Origin of the sequence: Streptomyces sp. NPDC127190 (assembly GCF_042672505.1) — a bacterium.
Taxonomy (GTDB): domain Bacteria; phylum Actinomycetota; class Actinomycetes; order Streptomycetales; family Streptomycetaceae; genus Streptomyces.
The window spans coordinates 177,905-194,359 of sequence record NZ_JBHXVE010000003.1 but is presented as its reverse complement, the minus strand read 5'-3'; the positions used below and the strand labels follow the sequence as shown (position 1 = coordinate 194,359).

Below are 16,455 nucleotides of genomic sequence, written 5' to 3'. Positions count from 1 at the left end.
CGCAGCCGCTCCCCTCGCCGCGCCACCACACCAGCCCTCCCCCTACCCCCCGCGCCCTCGCCGCGCCGCCGCCCCGCCCCCCCCCGCCCCCCCACCCCCCCCCCCCCCCCCCCCCCGCCCGGCTGCGGTCAATTCACGGCCGGCTTGGCCTGCTTCCCGCAGAACGCCGACTCCAGCGCGCCGCCCAGCGCCTTCAGCACCCCGCTGCTGTTCGACGCGTTGGCGACGGCCGTGAGGCTGCGCCCGCCGTCCTTCGTGGCGAACGCGTAGGTGTAGTAGCCCTGCACCGCCCCCGTGTGCCCGTACACCGACAGCCCGCAGGACAGATCGCGCCGGCGCAGTCCGAGCCCGTACGACGTCGTGCTGTCCACCCTGTTGAACCGCTCCATCTCGGCGAGCCGCGCGGCGGACAGCAGCCGGCCGCCGAGCAGCGCGCTGTAGAACGTGTCGAGGTCCTGCGCGCTGGAGATGATGGCCCCCGCGCTCTGCGCCCAGGACACGGTCTGCCGGGTGGCGTCGATCAGCCGGGCGCCCGAGCCGTTGTTGGTGAGGTAGCCGCGCGTGTACCGGCCGGGGATCGCGGTGTCCGGGTGGACGTAGAAGGTGTCCTTCAGCTTCAGCGGCTGGAAGATGCGCTGTTCGTACGCGGTCCGCACCGGCTGCCCCGTGAGCTTCTCGATGAGCATGCCCGCGACGACGAAGTTGGTGTTGGAGTACGAGTACGCGGCGCCCGGCGCGTTGGTGCGCGGCCGCTTCAGCGACAGGGCGACCAGATCGCGGTAGCTGAAGACCTTGTTCCGCACCGCCTCGAAGCCGGAGACGCTGTCGGCGAAGAGGTCGTTGGTGTAGTCGTACAGCCCGCTGCGGTGGCTGAGCACCTGGCGGACCGTGATGCGGTCGTCGGGCAGCAGCTTGGGCAGATAGCGGTTGACCGGGGCGTCGAGGTCGAGCCGGTGCTCGTCGGCGAGTTGCAGCAGGACGACGGCCGAGAAGGTCTTGGTCACGCTGCCGATGCGGAACCGGTCGGCGGTGCTGATGGCCCGCCCGGTGCCGCGGTCGGCCACGCCGCGCGTCACCTTGTACACCGTGCCGTGGTCGTCGATCCGGGCCAGCGCGCCCGGCGCGCCCTGGTTCACCACCGAGCGCAGCACCGTGCCCAGGCCCGCCGTGTCGGGCGCCGGAAGCGCCGCCGCGGCCCTCGCCTGCGGCGCCCCGGTGGCGGCCCACGCCGGGGTCGCCAGGAGCGACAGCGCGACCGCTCCGAGGACCGCGCCTCTGCTCACCGTCGCTGGAACCATCCGGCACCCACTTTCCTCTGTACGTCTGTTGCTGCGACATCGGTCACATTCCGGCCTGGGAACCTAGGGCATGAGGGGCGCGTCTCCACAACCGACACACAGTTGGTCATCTCGTGATCACCCTATGGCGTGCATTTGCAAAAGATTGTCATAGAAAGACGCGAAATCGATCATTCCACCTTTACGTGGACATGACTGATCCGTAAGGGTACTCCCCGGGGCCCTACCAGCCCCCGTGGCGCGCTGAACTGCGCCATGCGTCAAGGCGGTTGGGGATCCCGGCCGCCTTTGAACGAAGGAACCCTGAATAGTGCGCAGACCGCACATACGCAGCGTGGCCGTCGCCATCGCGGTGACGACCGCTGCCACGGGCCTGGCCGGTACGGCCTTCGCGGGCCCCGCCACGGGGACGGAGCGGTCCGCCGCCGTCACGACCGACGCGACCGCGGTGGTGAACGCGGCGCGCGCCGCGGCCTTCGCCCACGCGTCGGCGACCGGCGTCACCAAGGGCGACGAACTCCACGCCCAGGACGTCATGCTGGACCCCGAGGGTGCCCGGCACGTCCGCTTCGTCCGTACGCACGAGGGAATGCCGGTCCTCGGCGGGGACCTCGTCGTCCACCTGACCCACCAGCTGGCCTACGACGGCGTGACCCGCGCCGCCGGCCACTCCGTCGCGCCGGACGCCACCCAGGCCAAGGTGACGGCGGACCAGGCCGCCGCCAAGGCCGCCAAGGCCGCGAAGGGCGAGGCGGGCGACGCCCAGCTCGTCGTCGACGCCCGCGGCGGTTCCTCGGCCCTGGCCTACCAGGTGACCGTGACCGACCAGACCGGCACCAACACCGTCGTCATCGACGCCGTCACCGGCAAGGTGCGCAGCAACACGCCCGACAGTGACGAGTTCCTGTCGCCGAAGCTGCTGAACGCGCTGCACCAGCGCGGCGAGACGGCCGACCCGGCCACCGGCACCGCCTCCGCCGCCTCGGGCCTGCTCGGCTCGGGCGCGACCACCGGCGCCACGAGCTACCCGTCGGCCGCCTACGGCACCGGCAAGACGCTCTTCGTCGGCAGCGTCGGCCTCACCACCACGCAGACCTCGCGTGGCCACTACCAGCTCAAGGACCCGCACCGGTACGGCACCGAGACCCGGGACGCCAAGGGCTCGTACACGGAGAACTTCGGCAAGGGCACGAAGTTCACCAGCACCACCAACGTGTGGGGCAACGGCACGACCGGCAACCGCACCAGCGCGGCCGCCGACGCCCAGTACGGCATCACCAAGACCCTGGACTTCTACAAGAAGACCTTCGGGCGCAAGGGCATCGCCAACAACAGCAAGGCCGCCCAGGGCATGGTCCACTGGGGCAACAAGGTCGCCAACGCCTTCTGGGACCCGACCTGCGGCTGCATGCTGTACGGCGACGGTGACGGCCAGACCTTCAAGAAGCCGCTGGTGGTCATCGACGTCACGGGTCACGAGCTGACCCACGGCGTGGTGGACGCGACCGCCAAGCTGGAGCCGACCTACGTCGACTCCGACGGCAACCAGTACGGCGAGCCCGGCGCGCTGAACGAGTCCCTCGCGGACATCTTCGGCTCCAACGTCGAGTTCTACGCCAACAACAAGAAGGACACCCCCGACTACCTGATCGGCGAGAAGCTGGGCCTCGCGCAGAAGTTCCTGCGCCGCCTGGACCACCCCTCGCTCGACAAGCTCGAGGGCACGATCGACTACTGGTCGTCGGACACGTACTACACCGAGGTGCACGCCGGTTCCGGTGTCTCCTCGCACGCGTACTACCTGCTCGCCGAGGGCAGCGGCAAGAAGACGATCAACGGGGTCGCCTACAACTCGCCGACGTACAACCACTCCACGGTGAAGGGCATCGGCCGCGCCAAGGCCACCGCCATCTTCTACCGTGCGCTCACCCGCTACATGGTCTCCACGACCGACTTCCACGACGCGCGCGTCGCGACGCTGAAGGCGGCCAAGGACCTGTACGGTGCGAACAGCACCGAGTACAAGACGGTGGACAAGGCGTGGGCCGCGGTCAACGTCACCGCCGCCAACAAGCCGGCCGCCCGCCACTGACGGACGGCAGCGCACCGGATGCCCCGCCCCGCGCGGGGCATCCCCCTTTCCGGGGCCGGCCGCACCGGGGCCGGGATGCGCCCGAGCCGCCCCGGCGCCACCATGACCTGCGTGGGACACGCAGACACGTTCCGGCCGGTCCACACCCGGCCGGGGAGAACCGCCGTACCCCGGGGCCCGGCCCCGTGACCGGCCGGCGCCTCCGCGGCCGCGCCCTCGCCGCCGCCCTGCTGACGGCCGCCGTCCTGCCCGCCCCCGCCGCCTGCGGGCCCGCACCCGCCCGGCCCGCGCCACCCCCCAGGCCCGCCGCCCCGGTTCCCGGCGTGGTCACCTGGGCGGCGAGCGCACAGCCCCTCGGCGAGGCTGCCCCCGGCCAGGCCTACCGGCTGGTCGTGCACACCAGCGTGGCCGGCCGCGCACCGCGCGTCCGCCTCTCCAACGCCTTCGGCGACCGCCCGCTGACCCTGGACAGCGTCTACGCGGGCCTGCGCGCGCGAGGTGCGGCCCTGCGCCCGGGCAGCAACCGGCGGCTGACCTTCGCCGGCGCCCGCACCGTCACCGTCCCGCCCGGCGCCTCCGTCTGGAGCGATCCGCTGCCCGCCAGCCTCCCGGCCGACGTTGACCTGGTCGTCAGCCTGCACACCCCCGGCGGGCAGGGACCGGCCACCGGCCACGCGCTGGCCTTGCAGACCTCCTACACCGGTCCCGGCGACCCGACCGCAGAGGAGAGCGGCGCGCACTGGACGCACACCACCCGGTCCTGGTGGTACCTCGACGCGGTGGCCGTACGACCGTCCCGGCCGGGCACCGGTGCCGTGGCCGTGCTCGGCGACTCCCTCACCGACGGCCGCCGCTCCACCCCCGGCACCAACCGCCGCTGGCCCGACCTGCTCGCCCGGCGCCTCGCCGCCTCCCGCACCGCCGTCCAGGGCGTGGCCGACGAGGGCATCTCCGGCAACCAGGTGCTCGCCGACGGCGCCGCGCCCAGCGCCCTGCACCGGCTGGACCAGGACGTCCTCGCCCTGCCCGGGGTGCGCACCCTCGTACTCTTCGAGGGCGTGAACGACATCAAGGCGCACACCGGGGTCACCGCCTCCCGCCTGATCGCCGGCTATCTGCGGATCCTGCGGCGGGCGCACGCGGCCGGCCTGTGCGTGGCCGTCGCCACCCTCAGTCCCTTCCAGGGCTGGCCCGAATGGGACCCGGCGGCCGAGGCCGTACGCCGCCAGGTCAACCGCTATCTGCGCGGCACCCGCGCCTTCGACGCCGTCCTCGACCTCGACCGCGCGCTGCGCGACCCGCACGACCCCGCGCGGCTGCGGCCCGCGTACGACAGCGGCGACCATCTGCACCCCGGCGACCGCGGCATGCGGGCGCTGGCCGACGCCGTGGCCCCGCACCGCCTGGACTGCGCCCGCTGAGCGGGCCGCCGGTCAGCGCCGCAGGATCTCGGCCCAGTCGGCGGGCACTCTTCCCGCCGGGCCCGGCGCCGGCTGGTCCACCGGCCGGCTGGCCGGCGGGGCGAGTTCGGGCCCCGAGCCGTACAGCTCCTCGGTGGCGAAGTTCCAGAACCAGTCCTCGCCCGGCTCGAAGCTGCGGATCACGGGATGCCCGGTGTCCCGGTAGTGCGCCGTGGCATGCCGCGCAGGCGAGTCGTCGCAGCAGCCGATGTGCCCGCACAGCGCGCACCGGCGCAGATGGAACCACCAGCCGCCCGCCCGCTCGCACTCCACGCAGCCGGTGCCGCTGGGCGGCACGCCGGGGTCGATGCCGTCGACGGGGTTCATACTGCTTCCTCCACGGGTGTCTCGGCCTCCAGCGGCAGCAGCACCTGGAAGCGGGTGTCACCGGGCACCGACTCGACCCGCAGGGTGCCGTGGTGCTTGTTGACGACGATCCGCCAGGAGATGTCCAGCCCCAGCCCGGTGCCCTCACCGACCGGCTTGGTGGTGAAGAACGGGTCGAAGATCCGGTCCCTGATCTCCGCGGGCACCCCCGGCCCGGTGTCCCGGAACTCCACCAGCAGCCGCTCGTGGTCCAGCGCGGTCCGCACGGTCAGCGTGCCCTCGCCGCCCGCGCTCCGGATGGCGGCGGCCGCGTTGTCGACCAGGTTGGTCCACACCTGGTTCAGCTCCGCCGGGTAGGCGGGCACCGGCGGCAGCGAACGGTCGTACTCCTTCACCACCGTGATGCCGGAGCCGAGCTTCCCGGACAGCATCAGCAGGGTGCTGTCGAGGAGTTCGTGCACGTCCACCACCCGGTAAGGGGCCCGGTCCAGCTGCGCGTACTGCTTGGCCGCGTCGACCAGGTGCGAGATCCGCGAGGTGGAGTCCTCGATCTCGTTCATCAGCAGCTCGGTCTCGATGGTGTAGTTGAGCCAGGCCACCGCGCCGGGCAGGATCTCCGCGTCCACGGCCGCCGCGACCTGCTCCAGCCAGTCGGTGTCCAGGCCCGCCTGTACGAAGACGGGAGCCAGCTGCCAGCCGTGGTCGATGCCGTGGTCCGCCAGCCAGTCGCCGAGCAGGTCCTCCCGGTCGGCGGCCTCCAGCGGGCTGAGCACCGGCGCCTTCGCGACGCGCTCGGCGGTGCGCTCCTGGATCTCGATCAGCCCGGCCAGCGCATCGCGCGAGAAGGGGCCTTCGGCGATCACGGCCAGCTTGTGCCGCATCTTCGCCACCCGCTCCCGCAGCGTCGAGGTGGCCCGCACCGCCGCTGCCGCCGGGTTGTTCAGCTCGTGCGTCAGCCCGGCCGACAGCGAGCCCAGCGCCAGCAGCCGCTCCCGCTGCCCGATCGCCGCCTGCGTGCTCTTCGACCCGAAGAACAGCCCCTCCAGCAGATGCACCGCCATCGGGAACCACTCGCGCATGACCTCCGCGAACACATCCGCCGGCAGCACGAAGAACCGGGTGGGCCGGGTCACCCGCAGCGAGTTGTTGTAGACCTGGGGCACCCGGTCGCCGAGATACGCCTGCATCGCGCCCGCGTACACCCCGGGCCGGTCGGTCCTGGTCACCTCGACGTCGTCACCGCCGACCCGGCGGGACAGCACCACCGTGCCCTCGATCAGCACGAAGAAACAGGTGGCCGGGGCGCCTTCGCCATACACCGGGCCGGGCTCGAACAGCTCCACCCGGCCCTCGCCGCACAGCCGGCCCAGCTGCTCGGGGGTCAGCTTCTCGAACAGGAACAGGGAGCCGATCTCCCCGGGGCTGCACGGCATCACCCGCCCGCTCACGACTGCTCCAGATACCGGTGGACGAGCATGACGGCCATGGCTCCCTCTCCGACGGCGGACGCGACGCGTTTGGCGGACTCGGCGCGCGCGTCGCCCGCGACGAACACGCCGGGAATGCTGGTCTCCAGGTGGTACGGCGGCCGGTCCAGCTCCCAGCCGGCCGGCGGCCGTCCCTCGGCGCCCAGGTCGGGCCCGGCCAGGATGAACCCGCGGTCGTCGCGCAGCACGGTGTCGCCCAGCCAGTCGGTCAGCGGGGCGGCCCCGATGAACACGAACATCCAGTGCGTGTCGACCCGTTCGGTCTCCCCGGTCACCGTGTCCCGCAGCGTGAGCTGTTCCAGCCGGTCCGTCCCGTGGGCCGCGTCCACCACGGTGTGGGCGCGCACCCGGATGTTCGGCGCCTCGGCGATCTGCTGGATCAGGTAGTGCGACATCGACGCCGCCAGATCCGGACCCCGCACCAGCAGCGTCACCGACTTCGCGCCCCGGGCGAGGTACATGGCCGCCTGTCCGGCCGAGTTGGCGCCGCCCACGATGTACACGTCCTGGCCCTGGCAGGAGGCCGCCTCGGTCAGCGCCGAGCCGTAGAACACCCCGCACCCGGTCAGGCCGGTGCAGCCGGTGGCGTCCAGCTGCCGGTACTGCACCCCGGTCGCGAGGATCACCGTGTGCGCGGCGATCGCCGAGCCGTCCGAGAACCGGACCACCCGCGCGGACCCGTTGACCTCCAGGCCCGTCACCTCCCGCGCGGTCAGCAGCTCGGCACCGAACTTGGCCGCCTGCCGCCGCGCCCGGTCGGTGAGCTGGGCGCCCGAGACACCGTCGGGAAAGCCGAGGTAGTTCTCGATCCGTGAGCTCTGCCCGGCCTGGCCGCCGGTCGCCGACCGCTCCACGAGGACGGTCCGCAGCCCCTCCGAGGCGCCGTAGACGGCGGCACCGAGCCCGGCCGGTCCGCCGCCGATCACGATCAGGTCGTAGAAGTCGGCCGTCGGGTTCGTCGCCAGGCCCACCCGGGCGGCCAGCTCGGGCGCCTCCGGCTCGACCAGCGCGGTGCCGTCCGGCGCGATCACCAGCGGCAGCCGCTGTCCGTCCTGCCCGGCCGCCGCCAGCAGCCGCCGGCCCTCCGGCTCGTCCACCGAGTACCAGCGGTACGGCACCTGGTTGCGGGCCAGGAACTCGCGGACGTCCGAGGACCGCGCCGACCAGCGGTGCCCCACCACCTTGGTGCTGGACACCGGCCGGTGGCCGCCGGCCCGCCACGCCTGGAGCAGGTCGTCCACGACCGGGTAGAGCTTCTCCTCCGGCGGGTCCCAGGGCTTGAGCAGATAGTGGTCGAGGTCGACGACGTTGATCGCGTCGATCGCCGCGTTGGTGTCCGCATACGCGGTCAGCAGCACCCGCCGCGCGCTCGGGTAGATGTCGAGCGCCTGCTCCAGGAACTCGATGCCGTTCATCTGCGGCATCCGGTAGTCGGCCAGGATGACCGCCACCGGCTCGCCGCGCAGCTTCAGCTCGCGCAGTGCCTCGAGCGCGGACTCGCCGGACTCCGCGCGCACGATCCGGTGCGCCGCGCCGTAGCGCCGCCGCAGATCGCGGGCGACGGCCCGGGAGACCCCGGGGTCGTCGTCCACGGTCAGGATGACGGTCCGCGCTGCTTCGGCAGCCTGAGCCATATAACGTCCCACCCCGTTGGTCGGTGCCCCGGGCGGGTGTCGTGGGGACCACCGCACCCATACGCGCCCCATCGTATGTTCGATGGCGCCGTTTCGCTCCGGATCACGGCAGCGCTCCCGGCGGCCCGCCTGACCGTGCCCGATAGTGGGCACCAGCAGCAGCACAGGAACGCGGCGACGAGAAGGAGGCCCGCAGATGACGCGCCCGGTCACGGCAGGGGTGGACGGTACCGAGGAGAGTCTGGCCGCGCTGGAGTGGGCGGCGCGGGAGGCCGTGCGCCGGCGGCTGCCGCTGCGGGTGGTGCACGCCTGGCGGTACGCGGACTCGCTCGCCGCGGCTGACCGCACCACCCAGCACGGGTGGGTGTCGGACGGGGTGGCGCAGGCCGTACGTGCCGTCACCGAGCACCATCCGGAGCCGGCGGTGAGCGTCGACGTGGTCGAGGGCGCCGCCCCGGAGGTGCTGGCCCGGGCGGGCGCCGACGCGGAGCTGCTGGTGCTGGGATCGCGCGGGCACGGACCGGTCGTCGGGTTCCTGCTGGGCTCGGTCGGGCAGCAAGTGATCGCCGAGGCGACGCGGCCGGTGGTCCTGGTGCGGGCCGGCGACCGGGCGGCGGCGGAGGCGGCCGGCCGGCCCGTCGTGGTCGGCCAGCACGGCGGCCCCGAGGACAGCGCGGAGACGCTGCGGTTCGCTTTCGAGACGGCCGCCGCCCGGGGCGCCACCGTCCGCGCCGTCCGCGCCTGGACCCTGCCGCCCGTCTTCGCCTACAGCCCCGGCTCGCTCCAGCTGCTGGACGACGCGGGCGGCCTGGAGCCGTACGAGAGGACGGCGCTCGCCGAGGCACTCAAGCCCTGGCAGGAGCGGTTCCCGCAGGTGCCGGTCGCCGAGCACATCGAGATGGGCAGTGCGGGTCAGGTGCTGCTGTCGGAGGCGGCCGGGGCCCAGCTGGTGGTCGTCGGCCGCCGCGCCCACCGCACGGCCGTCGGCGGCCGCATCGGCTCGGTCGCCCACGGGGTGCTGCACCACGCGGACTGCCCGGTGGCCGTGGTCCCGCACGAGTGAGCCGGCCGGAGCCCGGCGGCCGCTACTCGGGTGCGGTCGGCTCCAGCGGGGAGCGGGCCTTCGGCAGGACGTTCTCGATGTAGTCCGCGACGGCGGTGTCGAGGCCTATGTCGTGCTGGGCGCGCTCGGACAGATACCAGCGGTGTTCCAGGAGTTCGTGGTAGATCTGCGCCGGGTCCATCGCCCCGCGAGCCTCGGCCGGCACCGCCCGTACGGTGGGCCGGAACACCTCCCGCACCCAGCGGTGGGCGAGGACTTCCGGGCGCGCGGTATGGGGGTCCCCCCTGCTCGAGCGAAGCCGAGAGCTTGGGGGAGGATCGCCGGGCGCGTGGTCGTCCTGGGTGGCCATCCAGCTCTCCAGGTCGTTCAGCAGCCGACGCGCCTGGTTCTCCTCGGCGTCCAGGCCGGTCAGCCGCAGCAGCTGGCGCTGGTGGTGCCCGGCGTCGACGACCTTGGGCACGAAGGTGACGCTGTCGCCGGTGGAGGAGTGCTCGATCTGCATCTCGGCCACGTCGAAGCCGAGGTCGTTCAGGCGGCGTATCCGGCGTTCTATGTAGTGGTACTTGCCCGCCGGGTACACCGAGGTGCGGGTCAGCTCCTGCCAGAGCCCGCCGTAGCGGGTGCAGATCTCGTGGCCGAACTCGACCGGGTCGACCGACGGGTGCAGCGCGCCGGACGCCTCCAGGTCCAGCAGCTCGCCGCTGATGTTCACCCGGGCCAGGTCGAGGTCGTACTCCCGCTGCCCGGGGCTCAGCCGCGGGTGCAGATCGCCGGTCTCGGCGTCCACCAGGTAGGCGGCGTAGGCGCCCGCGTCGCGCCGGAACAGCGTGTTGGACAGCGAGCAGTCGCCCCAGGCGAACCCGGCCAGATGCAGCCGGACCAGCAGCACGGCCAGGGCGTCCATCAGGCGGTGCATGGTCGCCGGGCGCATGGTCGTCTCGAACATCGACCGGTACGGCAGCGAGCCGCGCAGATGCCGGGTGACCAGCACGGGCTCCAGCGCAGCGCCGGAGCGGTCGGTGCGGCCGGTGATCACGGCGAGCGGGTCGACGGCGGGGATGCCGAGCCGGTCGAGGTCGCGCAGCAGCTCGTACTCCCGCAGCGCGGGCCGCTCGGCCAGCTCCTTGACGGCGATCACCTCGTCCCCGGCGTGCGCGTACCGCACGACGTGCCGGGAGATGCCGCGGGGGAGCGGCACGAGGTACTCCTCGGGCCACTCCTCCAGTGGCACGTCCCAGGGCAGGGCGAGCAGCAGCGCGGGGTGCTCCGGGTTCGTGGCACTGATCTGCAAGGCCATGGCACGAACCCTAAGGCCTTGCCGGACCTGTCCGTCAGCCGGTGGGCAGGCCGATCCGGTCGCGTTCCAGAACGGCGCGGAGCTCCGCAAGGACCTGTACGGCGGCCGGTCCGGAGGGGCCGCCGAGGATGCCCGCGGTCAGCTCGGCCAGCGCCTCGGTGAAGGTCGCCTCCGCCGCCTCGACGAGTCGCAGGCCGTCATCGGTCAGGTCCAGCAGCGATGAGCGACGATCCGCGGGATTGGTTCGCCGTACGACCCATCCGTTCTTCTCCTGGCGGTCGATGCCCTTGCTGGTCGCACCGATCCCGATGGCGAACGCGGCGGCGAGGTCCGCCACCCGGGACCCAGGGTGGTCACGCAGGAAGCGCAGGAACTCGAACTGCGAGGTGACGATCCCGTGCCGCTCGCGCAGCCGGTCGTTCAGCGCGTTGTAGAGGCGCGTCTCACAGCGCACGAGGTCGTCGAAGAAGCCCGGGAGGTCCATCCGGCCACCGCTTGACTTAGATGCCATGGCATATATCTTAGTTCATATGCCCAGGCATATAGTTCCTGGGCATTTACTTGCCAGGGAGGCGGCCATGAGCAGGCAACAGCGCGCGGAGATCGACGCGAGGGTCCGGCAGCCCCGGCCCGAGGGTCCTCGGTCGGTGGAGGGGCTCCGTGCCGGGTTCAGGGCGATGATGGCCGAAATGATCGTCCCGGCCGGCATCCGCACCCGGAGTGCGACGCTCGGCGACCGGCGTGCGGTGCTCGTCGAGCCGGCCGGCACTCCGAAGGCCGGGACAGTCCTCTACTTCCACGGCGGCTCCTACGTGGTCGGTTCACCGGAGACGGCGATGTCGCTGACGGGGAACCTGGTGACCAGAACAGGATTCAGGGCATTCTCGCTGGACTACCGGCTTGCCCCCGAGCACCCGTTCCCGGCCGCGATCGAGGACGGGCTGAGCGCCTACCGCGCCCTTCTCGACAGCGGCGAAGACCCTTCGACGATCGCGTTCGCCGGAGACTCCGCCGGTGGCGGCCTCACGGTCACCGTCTGCCTCGCTGCTCGCGAAGCGGGCCTGCCCATGCCCGCCGCGATCGTGGCGTTCTCCCCGGGCCTCGACATGACCCGGACGGGCGGGAGCATGGACAGCAAGGCGGGCGTCGATCCGTTCTTCACGCGGGAGGGCATGGAACACACCGGGGCCATGTACCTTGCGGGACAGGACCCGCAGCAGCCCCTGCTCAGCCCCGCCGTCTGCGCCGACCTGACCGGGTTCCCCCCGATGCTCCTCCAGGCGGGCACCAACGAAATGCTCCTGGACGACTCCACCCGCATGGCCACGCGCGCGAGGGAAGCCGGAGTGGACGTCATCCTGGACGTCACCGCCGACGTTCCCCATGTCTTCCAGGCGTTCGCCGGCGTCCTGGACGAAGCCGACGAGGCACTGGAGCGCGCCGCTCTCTTCCTCCGCCAGCACATCCGCACCAAGGGCACGGCGCCCACGCCGGCAAGCTGAAGACGTGACCCCGAGGGCCGGAAAGGCCCTAGGCGGCCCGCTCCCGGGCCTGTTCGGCGGCGGCCCGTACCGAGCCGCGGTGCAGCGGCCCGTGGCCGGGCAGCAGGGCGTCGCCCTCGAGCGCGCCGATCAGCTCCAGGGAGGCGATCGCCCGGGCGCGCTCGTGGTGGAAGAAGTCCGGCAGCAGCTGCGGGCCCTTGAGCCGGGAGGTCGCGTGCCCGCTGACCAGGGCATCACCCGAGATCACGATGCCCGCCTCGGGCAGGTGGTAGACGCAGTGGCCGTCGGTGTGCCCTGGGGTGTGCACGGGCACCGGCCGGCCCGGCAGATCGAGCGGGCCCTCGCCGGGGAACGGCTGGGGCTCGATGACGGGGTTGTGCTGGGTGCCGCCCACCTGGATCACATGCCGTGCCCAGGAGACCACCCCGGGCCGCCAGGCATTGCGCACCAGCTCGCCGATGGTGACCTGCTGAAGGAAGTCCCGGCGGGCGTGCGGCACTTCGGCCGGGTGCAGATAGACCGGGGTCTGGTGGGCCGTGCGCAGATACTCGGCCGAGCCCAGATGGTCGTTGTGCGCGTGGGTGATCAGCACCGCGGCCACCGCCTCCGGTGCGCTGCCCACCGCGGCGAGGGACTGGAGGAGCCCCTCGCGGTCCCCGGGGTAACCGGTGTCCACCAGCGTGACGGCGTCGCCGTCCTTGAGGATGACCCAGTTGGTGTGGTGGCCGTGCACCAGATAGGTGTGGTCGGCGACTTGGCGTACGTCGGCGGTCATGGTCTCCCCGGCACCCGAATGTGATCGTCGGGGGACAGCCAACCAGATGCGCCGGTCCGCCACCAGGCCGCCCGGGGTCAGCGCACGCCCTGCGGGCGGAACTGGATGCTGATGCGCGGTCCGGTGGCCCGGGCGGTCTTCGGGATGCAGTGCTCCCAGGTCCGCTGACAGGAGCCGCCCATGACGATGAGGTCGCCGTGCCCGAGCGGCCGCCGTACCGTCGGGCCGCCCCCGCCGGCCGGGCGGAGCAGCAGATCCCGGGGCGCGCCCACGGAGAGGATCGCGACCATGGTGTCCTCGCGCGCACCCCGCCCGATCCGGTCCCCGTGCCAGGCCACGCTGTCCCGGCCGTCCCGGTAGAAGCAGAGCCCGGCGGTGGCGAACGGCTCGCCCAGCTCCTCGGCGTAGGACCGGGACAGGGCGGCGCGCGCCTCGGCCAGCACGGGGTGGGGGAGCGGGTCGTCCGCCCCGTAGAACGCCAGCAGCCGCGGTACGGCGACCACGTTGTCGTACATCTTCCGCTGCTCCGCCCGCCAGGGCACCTCCGCCGCGAGCGTCTCGAACAGGGCGTCGGCCCCGCTCAGCCAGCCCGGCAGGACGTCGATCCAGGCGCCGGCACCCAGCTCGGTGCGGTGCAGCCCGGTGAGCGGGCCGAGCCGCAGCTCGTCGGTCTGGTCGAACAGGGAGCCCTGGAGGTGCGTGGCCATAGGCCCAGCGTACTCCGTAATCGAAAATGTGTTCCAAGGGAATTTCCGTGTCTGCGCCCCTGCGCTTTCGATACATTGATGTATCCGATACATTCACGTATCCCATGTGGAAGGCGGTGCAGATGACGGCCGAGGAGACGGCCCCGCGGGTCACCCGGCGGCGGGCCCGGACGCGCGCCCAGCTGCTCGACGCCGCCTTCACGGTGTTCGCCGCCAAGGGCTTCGGACGGGTCTCCATCGAGGAGATCTGCGACGCCGCCGGCTACAGCAGGGGCGCCTTCTACTCGAACTTCGCCACCCTCGACGAGCTGTTCTTCGCCCTCTACCAGGAGCGCGCCGACCTCATCGCGGCCCAGGTCGCCGACGCGCTCGCCCAGGACGGCCCCGGCCTCGACGTGCCCACCGCCGTGGACCGGGTCACCGAGGTGCTGCTCCTCGACGTGGACTGGCTGCTCGTCAAGACCGACTTCCTGGTGCACGCGGCCCGCGACCCGGGCGTCGCCCAGGCCCTCCTGGACCACCGGGCCCGGCTGCGCCAGGCCGTCGCCGACCGGCTCTTCCGGTCCCGGGGCCACACCGAACTGCCCGCCGTGCTCGGCGACGCGGACGGCGCCGCGCACGCCGTGGTCGCCGCGTACGACGGCGTCACCGTCCAGCTTCTGCTGGACCGGGACGTCGAGGCCGCGCGGGCCTGGCTGAAGCAACTGCTCACCGCACTTCTCACCGACGGCAGCAGCTCCCCATCGAGGATCTGAGGAAGGACACAGTCGCCATGGACGCGGACGTCATCGTCGTCGGAGCGGGCCTCGCCGGCCTGGTCGCGGCGCACGAACTCACCAGCCGGGGCCGCCGGGTGGCCCTGGTCGACCAGGAGAACGCCGCCAACCTCGGCGGCCAGGCGTTCTGGTCCTTCGGCGGGCTCTTCCTCGTGGACTCCCCGGAACAGCGCCGCCTCGGCATCAAGGACTCCTTCGCACTCGCCTGGAACGACTGGCAGGGCAGCGCCCAGTTCGACCGGCAGGACGACGAGGACTCCTGGGCCGTCCGCTGGGCCCGCTCCTACGTCGAGTTCGCGGCCGGGGAGAAGCGCTCCTGGCTCCAGGGCCACGGCATCGAGCTGCTGCCCACCGTCGGCTGGGCCGAGCGCGGCGACCTCCGGGCGAACGGCCACGGCAACTCCGTGCCGCGCTTCCACGTCGCCTGGGGCACCGGCACCGGGGTGGTCGCGCCCTTCGTCCGCTACGCCAAGCAGGCCGAACGCGACGGGCTGCTCACCTTCCACCACCGCCACCAGGTGGACGAGCTGGTCATCCAGGACGGGACGGCCCGCGGGGTGCGCGGCACCGTCCTCGCCGCCGACGACGCACCGCGCGGCGTCGCCTCCAGCCGCGAGCGGATCGGCGACTTCGAACTCACCGCCCAGGCCGTGGTCGTCACCACCGGCGGGATCGGCGCCAACCACGACATCGTCCGCCGCTACTGGCCCGAGCGGCTCGGCACCCCGCCCGCCGAGATGGTCACCGGGGTGCCCGCCTATGTCGACGGGCGGATGCTGGACATCAGCGCCGGGGCCGGCGTCCGGCTGGTCAACCGGGACCGCATGTGGCACTACACCGAGGGCTTGCAGAACTGGGACCCGGTCTGGCCCGGCCACGGCATCCGCATCCTGCCCGGCCCCTCCTCCGTCTGGCTGGACGCCCTCGGCCGCCGGCTGCCCGACCCCTGCCTGCCCGGCTACGACACCCTGAACACCCTCAAGTACCTGCGCACCACCGAGGACATCGCCGGGTACGACCACTCCTGGTTCATCCTCACCCGGAAGATCATCGAGAAGGAGTTCGCCCTCTCCGGCTCCGAGCAGAACCCCGACATCACCGCCAAGGACCGCAAGGCCGTCCTGCGCGACCGGCTGCTCGGCAAGGGCGCCCCCGGGCCCGTGCAGGCCTTCCTCGACCACGGCGCGGACTTCGTCACGGCGGGCAACCTGGAACAGCTCGTGCAGAAGATGAACGGGCTGACCGGCAAGGCGCTGCTCGACGCCGCCGAGGTGCGCCGCCAGATCGAGGCCCGCGACTTGCAGATCGCCAACCCCTTCAGCAAGGACTCCCAGGTCCAGGGCATCCGCAACGCCCGCCGCTACATCGGCGACCGGCTCGGCCGGGTCGCCGCCCCGCACCGCCTGCTGGACCCGGCCGCCGGCCCTCTCATCGGCGTCCGGATGCACGTCCTGACCCGCAAGACCCTCGGCGGCATCCAGACCGACCTCGACTCCCGCGCCCTCGGAACCGACGGCACGCCGATCGAGGGCCTGTACGCGGCGGGCGAGGTGGCCGGGTTCGGCGGCGGCGGTGTGCACGGCTACAACGCGCTGGAGGGCACCTTCCTCGGCGGCTGCCTGTTCTCCGGGCGGGCGGCCGGCCGACACGCGGCCCGGCACACGGGCTGACCTCGGCCGCCCAGCAACTCCAGCAGTACCTGCGCGTGGCTCCGCTCCGGCGTCCTGGACGCCGTCAGCAGGGTCACGCGCCCCGCGCGGGCCGACGCGCGCAGGCCGTCCGGAAGCCCGGCGGCCTCGGGAGCGGCCGGCTCCGCCTCGTACCGGGCCCGGAACCCGTCGTACGAGCCGCCACCGCGGAACCACCGTAGACTCGGCGTACGCGCACGCTCAGGGGGCGGCCCCTCTCGGGTCGCCGACGGTGCCGCGAGCGTACGGCGGCGGCCCTCGGCCATCCGGCCACGCCCCGACGCGAGTTGGCCGGAACCCGGCGGATCAGGGCCCCTCTGCGCCTACTCTGGATCATCCGCCTCCCCGC

Annotated in this window: 15 protein-coding genes; 6 read left to right on the top strand and 9 right to left on the bottom strand. The window is 72.7% G+C overall.

Annotated features, from left to right (window positions below; all coding sequences use genetic code 11):
• Positions 1-128: 128 nt before the first annotated feature.
• Complete coding sequence (locus ACFVIU_RS06625) at positions 129-1,298, bottom strand: serine hydrolase domain-containing protein (protein WP_385841046.1); 1,170 nt, start codon at positions 1,296-1,298, stop codon at positions 129-131.
• A gap of 310 nt (positions 1,299-1,608) precedes the next feature.
• Here ACFVIU_RS06625 and ACFVIU_RS06620 point away from each other — a divergent pair, with 310 nt between their 5' ends.
• Positions 1,609-3,390 carry a M4 family metallopeptidase gene (locus tag ACFVIU_RS06620; protein WP_385841044.1) on the top strand — a complete coding sequence of 594 codons (1,782 nt, stop codon included), beginning with the start codon at positions 1,609-1,611 and terminating at the stop codon, positions 3,388-3,390.
• Between the two features lie 185 nt (positions 3,391-3,575).
• Complete coding sequence (locus ACFVIU_RS06615) at positions 3,576-4,811, top strand: SGNH/GDSL hydrolase family protein (protein ID WP_385841043.1); 1,236 nt, start codon at positions 3,576-3,578, stop codon at positions 4,809-4,811.
• A gap of 12 nt (positions 4,812-4,823) precedes the next feature.
• Here the strand turns inward: ACFVIU_RS06615 and ACFVIU_RS06610 are convergent, their stop codons facing one another.
• From ACFVIU_RS06610 to ACFVIU_RS06600, 3 genes are read right to left on the bottom strand one after another with little or no spacing between them, the layout of a single operon-like run.
• Complete coding sequence (locus tag ACFVIU_RS06610) at positions 4,824-5,177, bottom strand: UBP-type zinc finger domain-containing protein (protein WP_385841042.1); 354 nt, start codon at positions 5,175-5,177, stop codon at positions 4,824-4,826.
• Entirely contained in the window at positions 5,174-6,625 is a 1,452-nt protein-coding gene (locus ACFVIU_RS06605) for an ATP-binding protein (protein WP_385841041.1), read from the bottom strand. The genes ACFVIU_RS06610 and ACFVIU_RS06605 overlap by 4 nt, the downstream gene beginning before the upstream one ends.
• Positions 6,622-8,298 (bottom strand): FAD-dependent oxidoreductase, encoded by a 1,677-nt coding sequence (locus ACFVIU_RS06600; protein ID WP_385841039.1) that lies wholly within the window; start codon positions 8,296-8,298, stop codon positions 6,622-6,624. Before ACFVIU_RS06600 ends, ACFVIU_RS06605 begins: the two co-directional genes overlap by 4 nt.
• 196 nt (positions 8,299-8,494) lie before the next feature.
• On the opposite strand from ACFVIU_RS06600, the gene ACFVIU_RS06595 reads away from it, so the two are divergent.
• Entirely contained in the window at positions 8,495-9,361 is an 867-nt protein-coding gene (locus ACFVIU_RS06595) for a universal stress protein (RefSeq protein WP_385841038.1), read from the top strand.
• Between the two features lie 22 nt (positions 9,362-9,383).
• Here ACFVIU_RS06595 and ACFVIU_RS06590 read toward each other — a convergent pair whose 3' ends face one another.
• Entirely contained in the window at positions 9,384-10,658 is a 1,275-nt protein-coding gene (locus ACFVIU_RS06590) for a DUF4032 domain-containing protein (protein ID WP_385841037.1), read from the bottom strand.
• A gap of 34 nt (positions 10,659-10,692) precedes the next feature.
• Positions 10,693-11,169: a MarR family winged helix-turn-helix transcriptional regulator gene (locus tag ACFVIU_RS06585; protein WP_385841035.1), complete on the bottom strand. Its 477-nt coding sequence runs from the start codon at positions 11,167-11,169 to the stop codon at positions 10,693-10,695.
• A 67-nt stretch (positions 11,170-11,236) separates the two neighbouring features.
• On the opposite strand from ACFVIU_RS06585, the gene ACFVIU_RS06580 reads away from it, so the two are divergent.
• Positions 11,237-12,160: an alpha/beta hydrolase gene (locus tag ACFVIU_RS06580; protein WP_385841034.1), complete on the top strand. Its 924-nt coding sequence runs from the start codon at positions 11,237-11,239 to the stop codon at positions 12,158-12,160.
• Between the two features lie 28 nt (positions 12,161-12,188).
• Here the strand turns inward: ACFVIU_RS06580 and ACFVIU_RS06575 are convergent, their stop codons facing one another.
• A complete protein-coding gene (locus tag ACFVIU_RS06575; RefSeq protein ID WP_385841033.1) occupies positions 12,189-12,935 on the bottom strand; it encodes an MBL fold metallo-hydrolase in 747 nt (248 codons plus the stop codon).
• A 77-nt stretch (positions 12,936-13,012) separates the two neighbouring features.
• Positions 13,013-13,642 carry an alpha-ketoglutarate-dependent dioxygenase AlkB family protein gene (locus ACFVIU_RS06570; protein WP_385841032.1) on the bottom strand — a complete coding sequence of 210 codons (630 nt, stop codon included), beginning with the start codon at positions 13,640-13,642 and terminating at the stop codon, positions 13,013-13,015.
• A 122-nt stretch (positions 13,643-13,764) separates the two neighbouring features.
• Here ACFVIU_RS06570 and ACFVIU_RS06565 point away from each other — a divergent pair, with 122 nt between their 5' ends.
• Together ACFVIU_RS06565 and ACFVIU_RS06560 are read left to right on the top strand one after the other, a co-directional pair.
• Entirely contained in the window at positions 13,765-14,397 is a 633-nt protein-coding gene (locus tag ACFVIU_RS06565; RefSeq protein ID WP_385841345.1) for a TetR/AcrR family transcriptional regulator, read from the top strand.
• Between the two features lie 17 nt (positions 14,398-14,414).
• Positions 14,415-16,088 (top strand): FAD-binding dehydrogenase, encoded by a 1,674-nt coding sequence (locus ACFVIU_RS06560; RefSeq protein WP_385841031.1) that lies wholly within the window; start codon positions 14,415-14,417, stop codon positions 16,086-16,088.
• Here the strand turns inward: ACFVIU_RS06560 and ACFVIU_RS06555 are convergent.
• Complete coding sequence (locus tag ACFVIU_RS06555; RefSeq protein WP_385841030.1) at positions 16,001-16,372, bottom strand: DUF488 family protein; 372 nt, start codon at positions 16,370-16,372, stop codon at positions 16,001-16,003. The genes ACFVIU_RS06560 and ACFVIU_RS06555 overlap by 88 nt on opposite strands.
• Positions 16,373-16,455 lie beyond the last annotated feature (83 nt).

Coding starts and splice junctions, on each gene's coding strand:
- ACFVIU_RS06600 (WP_385841039.1), bottom strand. CDS start 8,298: ATGGCTCAGGCTGCCGAAGCAGCGCGGACCGTCATCCTGACCGTGGAC.
- ACFVIU_RS06595 (WP_385841038.1), top strand. CDS start 8,495: ATGACGCGCCCGGTCACGGCAGGGGTGGACGGTACCGAGGAGAGTCTG.
- ACFVIU_RS06555 (WP_385841030.1), bottom strand. CDS start 16,372: ATGGCCGAGGGCCGCCGCCGTACGCTCGCGGCACCGTCGGCGACCCGA.
- ACFVIU_RS06625 (WP_385841046.1), bottom strand. CDS start 1,298: ATGGTTCCAGCGACGGTGAGCAGAGGCGCGGTCCTCGGAGCGGTCGCG.
- ACFVIU_RS06610 (WP_385841042.1), bottom strand. CDS start 5,177: ATGAACCCCGTCGACGGCATCGACCCCGGCGTGCCGCCCAGCGGCACC.
- ACFVIU_RS06590 (WP_385841037.1), bottom strand. CDS start 10,658: ATGGCCTTGCAGATCAGTGCCACGAACCCGGAGCACCCCGCGCTGCTG.
- ACFVIU_RS06570 (WP_385841032.1), bottom strand. CDS start 13,642: ATGGCCACGCACCTCCAGGGCTCCCTGTTCGACCAGACCGACGAGCTG.
- ACFVIU_RS06560 (WP_385841031.1), top strand. CDS start 14,415: ATGGACGCGGACGTCATCGTCGTCGGAGCGGGCCTCGCCGGCCTGGTC.
- ACFVIU_RS06565 (WP_385841345.1), top strand. CDS start 13,765: ATGACGGCCGAGGAGACGGCCCCGCGGGTCACCCGGCGGCGGGCCCGG.
- ACFVIU_RS06575 (WP_385841033.1), bottom strand. CDS start 12,935: ATGACCGCCGACGTACGCCAAGTCGCCGACCACACCTATCTGGTGCAC.
- ACFVIU_RS06585 (WP_385841035.1), bottom strand. CDS start 11,169: ATGGCATCTAAGTCAAGCGGTGGCCGGATGGACCTCCCGGGCTTCTTC.
- ACFVIU_RS06580 (WP_385841034.1), top strand. CDS start 11,237: ATGAGCAGGCAACAGCGCGCGGAGATCGACGCGAGGGTCCGGCAGCCC.